Annotated in this window: 10 protein-coding genes; 3 read left to right on the forward strand and 7 right to left on the reverse strand. The window is 67.9% G+C overall.

The annotated features are described in order from the left end of the window. Nucleotides 1-92 precede the first annotated feature (92 nt). Nucleotides 93-782 carry a phosphate regulon transcriptional regulator PhoB gene (phoB, locus tag G9473_RS05620; protein ID WP_291137017.1) on the forward strand — a complete coding sequence of 230 codons (690 nt, stop codon included), beginning with the start codon at nucleotides 93-95 and terminating at the stop codon, nucleotides 780-782. A 19-nt stretch (nucleotides 783-801) separates the two neighbouring features. Here phoB and G9473_RS05625 read toward each other — a convergent pair whose 3' ends face one another. The 6 genes from G9473_RS05625 to G9473_RS05650 all read right to left on the reverse strand — a co-directional run bounded on the left by G9473_RS05625 (nucleotide 802) and on the right by G9473_RS05650 (nucleotide 11,434). Further along, complete coding sequence (locus tag G9473_RS05625) at nucleotides 802-4,311, reverse strand: error-prone DNA polymerase (RefSeq protein ID WP_291137019.1); 3,510 nt, start codon at nucleotides 4,309-4,311, stop codon at nucleotides 802-804. A gap of 4 nt (nucleotides 4,312-4,315) precedes the next feature. Next, complete coding sequence (locus G9473_RS05630) at nucleotides 4,316-5,776, reverse strand: UdgX family uracil-DNA binding protein (protein ID WP_291137022.1); 1,461 nt, start codon at nucleotides 5,774-5,776, stop codon at nucleotides 4,316-4,318. Then, nucleotides 5,776-7,017, reverse strand: a complete 1,242-nt coding sequence (locus tag G9473_RS05635; protein WP_291138271.1) for a putative DNA modification/repair radical SAM protein — start codon at nucleotides 7,015-7,017, stop codon at nucleotides 5,776-5,778. The genes G9473_RS05630 and G9473_RS05635 overlap by 1 nt, the downstream gene beginning before the upstream one ends. Nucleotides 7,018-7,104: 87 nt before the next feature. Beyond that, complete coding sequence (locus G9473_RS05640; RefSeq protein ID WP_291137025.1) at nucleotides 7,105-7,437, reverse strand: PilZ domain-containing protein; 333 nt, start codon at nucleotides 7,435-7,437, stop codon at nucleotides 7,105-7,107. Between the two features lie 63 nt (nucleotides 7,438-7,500). After that, a complete protein-coding gene (locus tag G9473_RS05645) occupies nucleotides 7,501-9,903 on the reverse strand; it encodes a DUF6504 family protein (RefSeq protein ID WP_367159625.1) in 2,403 nt (800 codons plus the stop codon). 100 nt (nucleotides 9,904-10,003) lie between these two features. Continuing rightward, on the reverse strand, nucleotides 10,004-11,434 hold the full coding sequence (locus tag G9473_RS05650; protein WP_291137028.1) for a sodium-dependent transporter: 1,431 nt from the start codon (nucleotides 11,432-11,434) through the stop codon (nucleotides 10,004-10,006). A gap of 136 nt (nucleotides 11,435-11,570) precedes the next feature. On the opposite strand from G9473_RS05650, the gene panB reads away from it, so the two are divergent. Together panB and G9473_RS05660 are read left to right on the forward strand one after the other, a co-directional pair. Next, nucleotides 11,571-12,443, forward strand: coding sequence for a 3-methyl-2-oxobutanoate hydroxymethyltransferase (panB, locus tag G9473_RS05655; RefSeq protein WP_291137031.1), 873 nt, complete (start codon nucleotides 11,571-11,573; stop codon nucleotides 12,441-12,443). Nucleotides 12,444-12,484: 41 nt separating this feature from the next. After that, nucleotides 12,485-13,564, forward strand: a complete 1,080-nt coding sequence (locus tag G9473_RS05660) for a DUF475 domain-containing protein (protein WP_291137034.1) — start codon at nucleotides 12,485-12,487, stop codon at nucleotides 13,562-13,564. Here G9473_RS05660 and G9473_RS05665 read toward each other — a convergent pair. Then, nucleotides 13,536-14,501, reverse strand: a complete 966-nt coding sequence (locus tag G9473_RS05665) for a bile acid:sodium symporter family protein (protein WP_291137036.1) — start codon at nucleotides 14,499-14,501, stop codon at nucleotides 13,536-13,538. The genes G9473_RS05660 and G9473_RS05665 overlap by 29 nt on opposite strands. Between the last annotated feature and the right edge of the window lie 14 nt (nucleotides 14,502-14,515).

The raw sequence follows: 14,515 nt of genomic DNA on the forward strand, positions 1-14,515 counted from the left end.
CCCGGCTCGTTTCATAAAACGGCAGCAAAACTGAAACATGGGGGCATTCGATCGCCCGCGGCGCTGCCGGGGCAGAATCGAGGATGAAGGCCATGTCCGCTGCGAAACTGCTGCTTGTCGAAGACGATCCCGCGCTTTCCGAACTGCTCGAATACCGCTTCCAGAACGAGGGCTACCAGGTCCGCTGCACCGGCGACGGCGACGAAGCCATGGTGCTGGCGAGCGAGGACGTGCCCGATCTCATCATCCTCGACTGGATGATCGAGGGCACCAGCGGGATCGAAGTCTGCCGCCGTCTGCGCCGCGACAAGGAAACCGCGCACGTCCCCATCATCATGCTGACCGCCCGCGAGGCCGAGGACGACCGCGTGCGCGGGCTCGAAATCGGCGCGGACGATTACATGACCAAGCCCTTTTCCCCGCGCGAACTGCTCGCCCGCGTGGCTGCGGTCATGCGCCGCATCCGCCCGGCGCTCGCCGGCGAGACGATCGAGGTCGGCGACATCCGGCTCGATCCGGTCGCGCACAAGGTCCAGCGGCGCGGCAAGTCGCTCCAGCTCGGCCCGACCGAATACCGCCTGCTCAAGTTCTTCATGGAGAGCCCGGGCCGCGTGTTCAGCCGGGGGCAGCTCCTCGACGGAGTGTGGGGCACGGGCTCGGACATCGAGTTGCGGACGGTCGACGTCCACATCCGCCGCCTTCGCAAGGCGATCGGCGTGGAGGGCGCGAAGGATCCGATCCGCACGGTCCGCTCGGCCGGCTACGCGCTCGAGGCGGCCTGACCCGAGCCTGCGGGCTGTCCTAGTGAAAGTCGCGTGATTTCGGGATGATCCGGGCATTGCGCGGATGGCCGCGCGTGTTCGGAAGCTGGTCGATGAGGTCGCGCGGCCGGATCGCCTCGTTCTCGCCCGTGTCCGCGCGGCTCGCCGGATGCTTGTGCCCGGTGAGCGGCGCGTTGACATGGTCCGCGCGCGCGACGGGGGCGTTCAGCATATCATCCGAGAGCGCGTAGAGCGCGTGCGTCGCATCGGTCATGTGGTGGGCGATGACGTGGATCACCTCGTCATCATATTCGACCCGGCCCCGCACTTCCATCAGCCGCGCACCCATGACGACGCGGCGCTGCTTCTCCTTCAAGTCCGGCCACACGACGAGGTTGATGACGCCTGTCTCGTCCTCCAGCGTGATGAAGCACACGCCCTTGGCGCTGCCCGGCCGCTGGCGGATGAGGACGACGCCCGCGACCTGCACCATACTCCGGAACTTGCGGTACCTGAGATCGCACGCGCGCACGAAGCCGCGATCGGCAAGGCTCGCGCGCAGGAAAGCCATCGGGTGCGCCTTCAGCGAGAGGCGCGTGGTCTGGTAATCGGCCACCACTTCCTCCGACAAAGGCATCTGCGGCAAGCGGGTCTTCGCCCGCTCCGCGCCCTCCTCCCTTTCCGCCGCCGCGCGGAACAGCGGCAGGTCGGGCGCGGCGACAAGGCTCCTTGCATCCCACAGCGCCTGCCTGCGCGAAAGGCCCATCGAGCCGAAGGCATCCGCACTCGCGAGCCGTTCGACATGGGCCGGGCCGATGCGCGCGCGTTCGCGCAAGGCGGCGACGTCGCGGTAAGGCCCACGCTCCTCGCGCTCGGCGATGAGCTGCGCCGCGACGTGTTCTGCCAGCCCGTCGATCTGGCGCAGGCCGAGGCGGAGGGCAATGTGCCGGTCGAAGCGCCCTTCACTCACCTCCGCCGCCTCGCCGATTTCCTCCAGCGTGCAATCCCACTGCGACAGGTTCACATCCGCCGGCAGCACTGCGACCCCGTGCTCGCGCGCATCGCGCACGATCTGCGCGGGCGCGTAGAAGCCCATCGGCTGCGAATTGAGCAGGGCGCAGGCGAAGGCCGCGGGGAAGTGGCACTTGAGCCAGCTCGAGACGTAAACGAGATGCGCGAAGCTCGCCGCATGGCTTTCGGGAAAGCCGTATTCGCCGAAGCCGCGGATCTGGTTGAAGCACCGCTCGGCGAAGTCGCGCTCGTAGCCGCGCGTCACCATGCGCTCGACCATCATGTCCTGCAGTTCGTCCACCATCCCCCGGCTGCGGAAGGTCGCCATCGCCTTTCTCAACCGGTTGGCTTCGGCGCTGGAGAATTTCGCGGCGTCCAGCGCGATCTTCATCGCCTGTTCCTGGAAAATCGGAACGCCTAATGTGCGCTCGAGGATGCTCGATAGCTCGTCGGGCGGTCCGTGCTGCGGCGAGGGCGCGGGGATGGTCACCGCCTCCGCGCCCCGGCGGCGTTTCAGGTAAGGATGCACCATGTCGCCCTGGATCGGGCCGGGCCGCACGATCGCGACCTGGATCACGAGGTCGTAGAACTCGCGCGGGCGCAGGCGGGGGAGCATATTCATCTGCGCCCGGCTTTCGACCTGGAACACGCCGAGCGAATCCCCCTTGCGCAGCATGGCGTAGGTCTCCGGGTCCTCGCGGGGAACGCTCGCCAGCGTCAGCTTGCGGTCGTGGTGGTCCTCCAAGAGGTCGAGGCACTTGCGGATACAGGTCAGCATCCCCAGAGCGAGCACATCGACCTTGAGGATGCCCAATGCCTCGATGTCGTCCTTGTCCCACTCGATGAAGCTGCGATCCGGCATTGCGCCATTGCCGATCGGCACGGTCTCGGTGAGCGCGCCCTCGGTCAGGATGAAGCCGCCGACGTGCTGCGAGAGGTGGCGCGGCATCCCGATCATCTGCTCGGTCAGCTTGAGCACGCGGCGAAGATGCGGGTCGGTGACGTCGAGGCCGGTTTCGGCGGCGTGGCGTTCGTCGATCTCGCGGCCCCATCCGCCCCACACAGTTCGCGCGAGCGCGCCGGTTACGTCCTCGGACAGGCCCATGGCCTTCCCCACCTCGCGGATCGCCATGCGCGGGCGGTAGTGGATCACGGTGGCGCACAAGCCAGCGCGGTGACGGCCATAGCGACGGTAGATGTACTGGATCACCTCCTCGCGCCGCTCATGCTCGAAATCGACGTCGATGTCGGGCGGCTCCTTGCGCTCCTCGGAGATGAAGCGGTCGAACAGGAGCTGGTGCTTGGCCGGATCGACGCTGGTGATGCCGAGGCAGTAGCACACCGCCGAATTCGCGGCCGACCCCCGCCCCTGGCACAAAATCGGCGGTTCGACGCTGCGGGCGAAATCGACGATGTCCTTGATGGTCAGGAAATAGCGCGCAAGGTCGAGCTTGGCGATCAGCGCCAGTTCGCGCTCGAGCGTCTCGGTGACGCTTTCGGGCACGCCTTCGGGGTAGCGCCTTTCGGCCCCGGCCCAGGTCTCGATCTCGAGATATTCCTGCGGCGCCATGCCGTCGGGGTAGATTTCCTCAGGGTATTCGTAGCGCAGTTCCTCGAGGCTGAAGGTGCAGGCGTCGGCCACCTCGCGCGCGGCGGCGATGGCGTGCGGCCAGCGCTCGAACAGGCGGGCCATTTCCTGCGGGGACTTGAGGTGCCGCTCGGCATTGGCGTCGAGCAGGTGCCCGGCTTCGGCGACGGTGGTCTTGTGGCGAAGCGCGGTCATCACGTCCTGCAAGGGGCGGCGCTCGGGCGCGTGGTAATGCACGTCGTTCGTCGCGAGCAGGCCCAGCCCGTTCGCCCGCGCCAGCGCGTCGAGCCGGTCGATCCGGGCGATGTCGTCGCCGCGGTAGAGGTAGCTCGCAGCCAAGTGGCGCATGGTCGGCAGGCCGCGCGCGAGATGCGGCAGGAGATCGGGCAGCGCGCCGGTGGCTGTGCCGGCGAATTCGCTCCCGTCGAGCGCGACGACATTGCTCGCCCAGGCGGGCACGGTGAAATGCTCGTCGAGGTCGCGCGGCGGCAGGAGGATGAGCGCGCTCCCTTCGGCATGGTCGGCGAGCATGGACAGGTCGATCTCGCACACGCCCTTGTCCTGCCATTCACCTTCGAGCGTGTGCATCCGGCCTGCGCTGATGAGGCGGCACAACCGGCCATAGGCGGCGCGGTCCTTCGGATAGGCGAGGAAAGCAAGGCCCTCGACCGTCTCGATCCGCGTGCCGATGACGGGGCGCAGTTTCAGAGTCCGCGCCTCGGTGTGGATGCGGACCACGCCTGCGAAGCTGTTGACATCGGCGATCCCGATCGCGTCATAGCCGAGGGAGCGCGCGGTGAGGACAAGGTCCACCGCATCCGAGGCGCCGCGCAGGAAGCTGAAGCAGCTGGCGAGCCCCAATTCGACGAAAGGTGCGCGCGGCGGGGCCTCGATGAGGTCGGGATCGACTTCGAGACGGCGCTTTTCGGGGGTGAGCGGGGCCTCGGGCATGGCCCTAAGCTTCCAGTTCCGTGAGCCGCTCCTTCACTGCGGCAAGATCCGCCTCGAACAGGGCCGCCTGCCTCTCGCGCGCCTCGCCGTCGAGGCGCAGCAGGTAGGAGGGATGCGCCGTCACCCACAGCTCCGCCCCGCCTTCAAGCGGCATGGCCTGCCCTCGGACTTTGGAAATGCTGACTGTCCTACCCAGCAGCCCGCGCGCCGCGCTTGCGCCGAGGGCAAGGATCACGCGGGGTTTGACAAGGTCGCGCTCGGCCTCGAGCCACCAGCGGCAGGTGTCGATCTCCTTCGCCGCCGGGGACTGGTGGAGGCGGCGCTTGCCCCGGGGGACGTATTTGAAATGCTTGACCGCATTGGTGACATAAGTCCCGCCCCGGTCGATCCCGGCGCGCTGGAGGTATTCGTCGAGCAATTGCCCCGCAGGCCCCACGAAGGGGCGGCCTGTCACGTCCTCCTGGTCGCCCGGCTGTTCGCCGACGATCATCAGCGGAGCCGAACGCGGCCCCTCGCCCATCACCGCGCGGTTTTCGAGCTCGCCGATCGGGCAGGCGCGGCACTTGGCGATCGCCTCGCCGACCTTGTCGAGCGTCTCGGGCTTCTCGCCCATGTCTGTCGCGCCGTGATCGACCATCTGCGCTTCCCTCGCCTGCGCGCCGGCGATGAGATCGGGGATCAGCGCCGCTTCGGGCAGGTTCTTCCAGTATTTGCGCGGCATTTCGGAAAGCATCGCCCCGACCTTCAGCCGCGCGGGGTTGAATATGGAAGCGTAGTAGGAGCGCCACAGTTCCTCGACCGGATCGCCGCCGGGGGCATCGCTCCGCCGCGCCGGGCCGCTTTCGCGCATGGTCTCTCCGTCCCAGTGGATGCAGCCCTTGGGCGTCAGGATCGACCAGTTCATATTGGCGAAGCGGCGCATGAAGAAGCCCGCCTCGGCCCGCACGATGTGGTGGTCGGGCTCGAACCAGGCGACGTAGTGTTCACCTCCGTCTTCGGTGCGGACTTCGCGGAAGCGGACGAAGGCGTGCATCTTGTGCGCATCGCGCCGCACCGCCTTGTCGAGCTCCTCGATCCGGCGCACGTCGGGGTCGGCCTTGTCCTCCATCGCGCGGGGGTTGGACTGGAGCCGCCAGAGCATCCGGTAGAGCAGGCCGAAGCGCGAAGGGTCGGAATGGAGCGCCGCCTTGCGGGCGAGCTGCATGAAACGCTTGCTGGCGCGCACCTCGTGCGGGGATTCGGGCGGCACGGGAAGGCGGCGCTCGCCCCGGGATGGTCCCTCCTGCGCGAAGAGATCGCCCGTCCCGCCCGGCTCGACCCAAGAAACCCGGTCGGGCGGCACGTCGCACTGGATCAGCCCCCGCGCCCGCTCGCGCCAGAAAGCGAAGTCGTCGGGCTCGGGGATGTGGACGACGTAATGCGCGCCGAGGGAGGCGTTCTGCATCGAAGCTCTCGGGACGGTCATCAGAACAGCTCCAGCTGCTCGGACTTCGGTGCGAGCATTGCCCTCAGATCGATCCGGTCGGTCAGCCGCGTCGGGCGCCAGTCGGCCGCGACGAGGAAGGGGCGGACCTTGGCGATCGACTGGGTGAGGCGCGCAAGATCGTCGAGCCGGAGCGTCCGGTGCCGCCGCGCGGCGAGGATCTTCGCCACCGCCTTCGTCCCCAGCCCCGGCACGCGCAGCAATTCCTCGCGGCTCGCACGGTTGACGTCGACCGGAAAACGCTCGCGGAATTTCAATGCCCAGGCGAGCTTGGGGTCGATGTCGAGCGGGAGGTTCCCGTCCGCCTCAGCGGCCTCGGCCACCTCGCCCGGCGCGTAGCCGTAGAAGCGCATCAGCCAGTCCGACTGGTAAAGCCGATGCTCGCGAATGAGCGGCGGGCGCTTCAGCGGCAGGACGGCGGAGGCATCGGGGATCGGCGAAAAGGCGCTGTAATAGACCCGCCTCAGCCCGAAATTGCCGTAGAGCGCGCTCGCCCGGCCCATGATGTCGACATCCGAAGCCCCGTCCGCGCCGACGATCATCTGGGTCGACTGGCCGGCGGGCGCGAAACGCGGCGCGTGGCGGAAGCGCTTGCGCTCGTCCTTGGCCTGCAGGATGCGCACCTTCGTGCGGTCCATCGCGCCCTCGATCTGGCGGGCGTTCTTGTCGGGGGCGAGGCGCGTCAGGCCGCTGTCGGTCGGCAGTTCGACATTGATCGAGACCCGGTCGGCATAGAGCCCCGCCTCGTGGATCAGCTCGGCATCGGCCTCAGGAATGGTCTTCAAATGGATATAGCCGCGAAAATCATGCTCTTCGCGCAGGATGCGGGCCGCCTCGATCAGCTGTTCCATCGTGTGGTTCGCGCTTTTCACGATGCCGGAGGAGAGGAACAGGCCCTCGATGTAGTTGCGCTTGTAGAAGGACAGGGTGAGGTCGGCGACCTCCTGCGGGGTGAAGCGCGCGCGGCGAACGTTCGAGCTCTTGCGGTTGATGCAGTAATGGCAGTCGAAGATGCAGTGATTGGTCAGCAGGATCTTGAGCAGCGATATGCACCGCCCGTCGGGCGCATAGGCGTGGCAAATGCCCATCCCCTCGGTCGAGCCGACGCCCTTGCCGCCGCGCGAATCCTTCTTTGCCGTGCCCGAGGACGCGCAGGACGCATCGTACTTCGCCGCATCGGCGAGGATTTCGAGTTTCTGGCGAAGGGAAAGCTGCTGGGCCATTGGAACCTGGAACACGTGTATGTTCCTTTTATGTTCCTACGCGCTGCGGCTCCAGTGCTTTCTTTGCAAGTCGCCGCGCGCAGCCCGTCAGACCCGGCGCAGCGCCTCCTGTTCTTCCGGTGCGGCAGAGGCGCCTTGCGACTGGCACAGGTAATCGAGCACGGCGCTGTGCATCTCGCCTTCGAAGGCGACCCCGGCCTCCTTGCCCTCGACCCACGCGACCACACCCAGCGGGGCGTTGATCCCGCCGACCTTCATCACCACCCGGTCGCCGATGCTGGCGAAGCCGAGCCCGCCGCGAATCTTGCAGCCGCCCTCGGAAATGTCGAGCAGGTCGACATAGACCGGACGCGAACGCACACGGCCGCGAACGACCAGGCTGAGCGGGCGGCGCTCTGCGGCGCGGGGGATCGAATGCATATTCATTGCCCCTTGCGGTTAATGCATAAACTTTAACGAATGGCTGACACTGGCCCGCGGGGTTCAGGCGCACAGGCCCTGCAGGAACCAGTCGGGCGCGCGGCCCTTGCGGTCGCCGCCGCGCCCGTCCCCGGCGATCCCGTGGCGATAGATCCAGTAGCGCCGCCCGGCCGCGTCCTCGATCCGGTAATAGTCGCGCAGCCGCGCGCTCGATCGCTCGCGCCACCATTCGGGCGCGATCCGCTCCGGCCCTTCGACCCGGGCGACCTCGCGCACCTCGCCCCGCCAGCGAAAGCGCTGGGGGAAGCCGTCGGGCGAGGCGTAGAGGACCGCGATCTTCTCCGGCCGGTCGAGCAGCTTGAGGGGCCGCCGGTGAAATTCGAGCATCCCCTGCGCGGGCGGGACCGGGTCGAGCGGCCCCTGCCACCGCACCGCGCGTTCGGGCAGGTGGCTCGCGCGGGGGACCGGGCGGCGCACGGCCTCGGTCCCGAGCCGCACGGTCAGCCGGTCGATGCAGGCGGCAAGCGAAGTGCCGCGCTTTTCCGCCGAAGCCTCGATCTCGCCCTGTTCGAGCGCGAGCGGTTCGGCCCAGCTGGCGCGAAGGCGCACCGTCTCGATCCCGAAACCCGCGTCGACATCGTCGAGCTTGGCGGAAAACAGGCGGATGACGTGGTCGGGATCGCGCGTCGCGGCGGCGAGTTCGAGGCGGCGCGCGATCACCTCGCCGTCGACCCGCCACAGCGCGATCTCGAGCCGCCGCGCGCCCTCGCCCCGCCCTTCGAGCTCGCGCGCCATATCCTGCGCCAGATCGGCCAGCACCCGGTCGAGCAGGTCGCGGTGGCGGATCGGCTCGACGAGGCGGCGCTGGACGAGCGGCATCGACTGGGGGACGACCGGGAGGAGCGGCTCGGGCACGCGGCCGAGGATCTGGTCGAGCCGGATGAGCGGGTTGGCGGCGGGCGACTTGCGGTTGCGGAACCGGCGCTGGAGCGCATCGCGCGAGGCGGCTTCGCTTTCCCCGTCCTGTACGTGCCCCGCGACCCCGGCGAGTTCGCCAAGGCGCTTCAGACCGAGGCGGCGCAGCACGGTCAGCACGTCCTCGTCGAGCCGCAAGGCCGCAACCGGCAGGTCGGCGAGCCGGGCGAGGAGGTCGTCCCCCGGCCCCACTATGGCCCGCGACGGCCCGTAATGCGCGAGCGCCCAGGCCGCTCCTGCGGTCGGCGCGATGGCGCAGCGCACCGCGAGCCCGCGCTTCGTGCAGGCCGCCTCGACATCCGCCAGCAGCCGCGCCTCTCCGCCGAACAGGTGCGCGACCGCGGTCACGTCGACCAGCACGCCGTCGGGCGCGTCGAGCGCGCTCCACGGCCCCCAGCGCTGCGCCCAGACGGCGAGTTTCTCAAGAAAGGCAAGGTCGCCCGCCGGATCCGCCGGGGCGGTGCGCACGGCGGGGCAGAGCGTCCGCGCATCGGCGAGCATCGTCCCCGGCTGCACCCCGGCGGCGCGGCCCGCGTCGTTGACGGCGGCGATGCGAGGGCCGTGCGCGGTTTCGGTGATCAGCGCGGTCGGTTCGGCATCCGCGCCCTCGCGCGCCTCAAGCCCTTGCCCGAGCCGCCAGCGATCGACCGAAAGTCGCGCGCACCACAGGGCGAGGATCCGGCGTAGTGGCCGGGGGTTGAGGTTGGCGGCGGTTTCGGGGCGGGCCGGCCGGTCGGCGCGGAGGCGTCCGTCGTCATCGCGAAGGGTCCATTGTCCGGGAATGTGGGAGCGGGCGCGGAACAGCTCGGCGGCCCAAGCGGGCGCTCCGGGCGCGTCGTGGTTCCAGCGCGGACGCGCGGAAGGGGCTGCGGCGACCCGCCAGCGCATCCGGGCGGAGGAAAGGTCGGCCTCGGCCTCGAGCCGGACGAGCCACAGCGCAATGCCGTGCTTCTCCGCCGTGAGGCTGAGGCGGCGCGAGGCGGTGAAATCGAGGCTGCGCGGATTGCCCGCGATCTCTCCGATGACGCAGGCGAAATCGCGGCACCTGAGGCCCTCTTCCAGAGCGAACAGCGCGTCTTCGGGGCTGCGTGCGGCGACGTGGATCAGCCGATCCCTCAGGTCGCGCGGCAGGCCGTGGAGATAGGGCCGCCCGCCCCGCTCGATCGCGCGCGCATCCTGCACCCACAGCACGTGGCGGCGGTCCTGCGGCTCGGCCAACGGATCGGGCCTCGCCGCCGCTGCGGCCAGGGCATCGCGGGCGAGCGCCAGCGCGAAACCCGCCCCGCTCGCATCCCCGGCGCTCGCGAAGATCTCGCTGTGAAGCGGTTGTTCGGCAAGGCCCGGTCGCCAGCGCCCTTCGCGCTGGCGTGCAAGCGTGGCGAGATCGGCGCCCGCCAGCCGCGCCGCCGCACCGCTTCCCTTCGGACGAGAGGGGACGGGAAAAGCCTGGAGCGCGCTTGCGCGGTGAGGAGAGGATGCGGATTTCGTCATGGGAACTGCTCTTAGCAAAGGGACTCGGCAAGCGGCCCTTTGTTCCCATTATGTTCCACGTGGAACACGATTGCAATGCCGCAATCGTGTCCTCGGAAATTCAACCCAGGACCTGAGGAAACAGTCCGGTCACAAGGATCACACCGACCGCCAGCGGGCAGATCCACGCAATCAGGAAGCGCCAGACCGACAGCCAGAAGCCCGTCATCCCGGTCATCTCCTGGACCAGCCGCTTGTCGGCCTTCCACCCCACGAAGACTGCGGTGAAGAAGGCGACGACAGGCAACATGACCTTGCCGGTGAAGCCGTCGATGGTGTCGAGGATGTCGGTATCCGCGAACAGCGGCCAGAAACCGAGCGGGCGCACGTCGGCCCAGACGTTGTAGCCCAGCAGGCACGCGACCCCGATCAGGAACGCCCCTCCCCCGAAGACGAGCGAGGACGTGCGCCGGCTCCAGCCCATCTCGCCGATGCCCCAGGCGACGGGCACTTCGAGCAGGGAGATCGAACTGGTGATCGCTGCGACGAGGATCAGGACGAAGAAGAGGAGGCCGATCAGCGCGCCCGCAGGCATGGTCTGGAAGGCGAAGGGCAGCGTCTGGAACACCAGCGTCGGCCCGGCCGCCGGGTCGAGGCCCACCGCCAGCACGATCGGAAAGATCATCAGCCCCGCGATCAGCGCCACGCTGGTATCGGCGATGGCGATGGTGAGCGCGGTCGGGCCGAGCGGCGCAGACCCCTTGATGTAGGAGCCGTAGGTAATCAGACCCGCCACGCCCAGCGAGAGCGAGAACAACGCCTGTCCCAGCGCCTCGTTCATCGCCTGCGGCGTAAGCTTGGCGAAATCGGGCGTGAACAGGAAGGCCATCGCCCCGCCGATCTCGCCGACGAAAGCGCCATAGACCGTGATCCCCACCAACAGCACGAAGAACATCGGCATGAGGATGGTCGCCGCAGCCTCGATCCCCGAGCCGATCCCGCGCGCGACGATGAACAGGGTCACGCCCATGAAGACGAGATGCATGGCGAGAAGCAGCATCGGGTCCGCGAAAAGGTCGCCCATGCGACCCTGGATCATCTCGCGGCTTTCCCCCGCGAGCGCGCCCTGCAGGGGATTGCCCGAAAAGAGCGCGCCGAAGAAATCCGCGCCCATCACGCCGACATAGTAGAGCACCCAGCCGGCCACGACCGAGTAGAAGGACAGGATGAGGAAGGCCGCGATCACGCCGATCACGCCGAAGCCCGACCAGCTGCCCGGTGAGCCCGAACGCTGGGCCACCTTGCGGATCGAGCCGACCGCGTCGTCCTGCCCGGTGCGCCCGATGAAGATCTCCGCCAGCACCAGCGGCAGGCCCAGCAGGAACACGCAGGCGACATAGAACAGAACGAAGGCCCCGCCTCCGTTCTCCCCCGCAAGCGTCGGAAAGCGCCAGACATTGCCCAGCCCCACTGCCGCCCCGATCGCGGCGAGAATGAATGCGCTGCGCGAGGACCAGCCCTCGCGGGTCGTCGAACCGGTGGATGCTACCATGGCTGAAGAAAATCCCCTGATCGCGCAGCCGTGACGGCGCGCCGCTTATCCCATTGCGACCCTAGTGCAACGAAAAGCACGGCGCGCCAAGGGCCAGTCTTTGCCTTTGCACCGGAGCAGGTCTAAGGGCGGGGCCATGTCCACCACCTTCCAGCTCGACACGAGCACCAGCCGGGCCAATCCCACCCCGCAGCCGATGAAGCGGCTCACCGTCCCGCGCATTCGTGCGCGCAAGGTGGACGGCGTGACCGAAGAACCGCTGGTCATGCTCACCGCCTACACCGCGCGCCAAGCGCAGCTGCTCGATGCCCATTGCGACCTTTTGCTGGTGGGAGATTCGCTCGGCCAGGTGATCTACGGCCTGCCCTCGACCATCCCGGTGACGATGGAAATGATGGCGAACCACGGCGCCGCCGTGGTGCGGGGCAGCTATCATTCGGTGGTGGTGATCGATATGCCTTTCGGCTCCTACGAGGCATCTCCCGAGCAGGCATTCGAAAGCGCCGCGCGCCTGCTCAAGGAAACCGGCGGCGCCGCGGTCAAGCTCGAGGGCGGCGCGGCGATGGCCCCGACGGTCGAATTTCTGAATGCGCGAGGGATCCCGGTGATGGGCCATGTCGGCCTCACCCCGCAGGCGGTCAACGTCCTCGGCGGCTACGGCGCGCGCGGGAGGTCCGATGCGGAAGCCGAGAAGATCGTTTCCGATGCCAGGGCGCTGGACGAGGCGGGCGCTTTCGCGATCGTCGTCGAAGGCGTGGTCGAACCGATCGCGATCGCCGTGACCGAGGCAGTCTCATGTCCCACCATCGGCATCGGCGCCTCGGCGAAATGCGACGGACAGGTGCTCGTCACCGACGATATGCTCGGGATGTTCGAGCGCGTGCCGCGCTTCGTCAAACGCTACGAGAATATCGCGGAGACGATCGAGAAAACGGTCGCCACCTATGCCAGCGAAGTGCGCGCACGCAGCTTCCCGGGCGAGGAACAGACCTACCAGCCCAAGGGTTGAGCGCGAGAAAGCGCCCCCTTCGATACGGATCCCCCGCTGCAATGCAGACCCTGCTTCGCTTTTACACCTTCTCGCTGTTCTTCACCGCCGCCTGCCTTGCCGGCGCGGGCTGGTACGGCTGGGCCAGCACGGGCACGCTGGCGGGGACGCTCTCGATCCTGTGGATCGTCTTCGTACTGTCGATCCTCGAGATTTCGCTCAGCTTCGACAATGCCGTCGTCAACGCGACCGTGCTGCGCGAGATGGACCCGGTCTGGCAGAAGCGCTTCCTGACCATCGGCATCCTGATCGCCGTGTTCGGGATGCGGATCGTCTTTCCCATCGCGATCGTCTCCATCGCGGCCAATATCGGGCCGTGGGCGGCGGTGCAGCTCTCGCTCGGCAACCCGGAGGAATACGAGCGCATCGTCTCGGCCGCTCATATCGGGATCGCGGGTTTCGGCGGAGCCTTCCTGGCGATGGTGGGCCTCTCCTTCTTCTTCGATGCGGACAAGGAGGTTCACTGGATCGGCACGCTGGAACGCTCGATCAACCGGTTCTCGACCCTTCCCGCGGTCGAGATCGGGCTGGTGCTGGCTTTGCTCTATGGCGTGTCCACACTCCTGACCCCGGAGGAATCGCTGACCTTCCTCACCGCAGGCGTGCTGGGCCTGCTCACCTACATCGCGGTCAATGCTATCGGCGAATGGATCGAGCAGCGCGAGCAGGCGAAGAAGGCGAGCGGTCAGATCGTGCGCTCGGGGCTTGGCGGGTTCCTCTATCTCGAAGTGCTCGATGCGAGCTTCAGCTTCGACGGGGTGATCGGCGCCTTCGCCTTGTCGAACAACATGATCGTGATCGCCATCGGGCTTTCGGTCGGCGCGATGTTCGTGCGTTCGATAACGGTCCACCTCGTGCGCGCGGGGACCTTGTCGGAGTATCGCTATCTCGAACATGGCGCGTTCTGGGCGATCATCGTGCTGGGCGCGATCATGCTGCTCTCGGCGCGCTGGCACATCCCGGAAACCATCACCGGGCTGATCGGCGCGGTGCTGATCGGGCTGTCGCTGCTCTGGTCGATCCGCCACAACCGCGCCGAAGCGCGGGCCGAGGCTAGCGGGGCCGCAGCGCCAGCCGACTAGCGAGCGGCGCGGCGACCACCAGCTGCAACAAGTGGTAGAGCAGCAGCGGCGCGATCACGAAGCCCGCCATTTCCGGCGCGAACAGGATCGCGGCCATGGGCGCGCCGATGGCGACGCTTTTCTGCGAACCGGCGAACAGGAACGCGATCCGGTCCGCGCGCGACAGGCCAAGCACGCCCCCGGCGATCCACGCACCTGCAATCGCAAGCGCGAGGAAACCGACCACCAGCCCCAGCAGCGCCGCCCATTCGCCCGCACCGAACAGTCCCGCCAGCCCCTGCTCCACCGCGCCCGAAAAGGCGACATAGACCGCAATTCCGATCACCCCTCGGTCGAGCCAGGCGATCCGCGCCTTGCGCTCCATCACCCATTCGCGCGTCCAGCCCTGCAGCGCCTGCCCGATGACAAAGGGCAAGACGAGGATCAGGCCGATCCGCACAATCGTCTCGTAACCGATGTCCGCCGCTGCGCCTCCACCGAGAGCGGCGAAGAGCGGCGCGGTCACGAAGACCCCGACGATATTGACCAGCGCCGCGCCCACCACCGACAGCGCGACATTGCCGCCTGCAAGGCTGGTGTAGCTCGTCGCCGATTGCACGGTCGAGGGCAGGCATCCGAAATACAGGAAACCGAGCGCGACAAGCGGAGGCAGGACCTGCTGGGCAAGCTGCATCGCCGCAAGCCCGCCCAGCGCCATGACCCCGAAAATCCACAGCAGGAGAGGCCCGAAATAGCGCCAGTTGACCAGTCCGCGCGCAATCTCGCCGCGCGCGATGCGCATCCCGTTGACGAGGAAGAGCACGAAGATCGCCCCGTTCGACACCATCTGCGCCATTCCCCGCGCCTCCCCGGTCGCGGGAAGAAGCAGTGCAAGCGCGGTCGCGGCCACAAGGACCGCGATCATCGGGTCGGAAAGGATGGCAGGGCGCGCGGGCATGGCGAGCGGCCCTG

Source organism: Erythrobacter sp. (genome assembly GCF_011765465.1).
Classification (GTDB): Bacteria; Pseudomonadota; Alphaproteobacteria; order Sphingomonadales; family Sphingomonadaceae; genus Erythrobacter.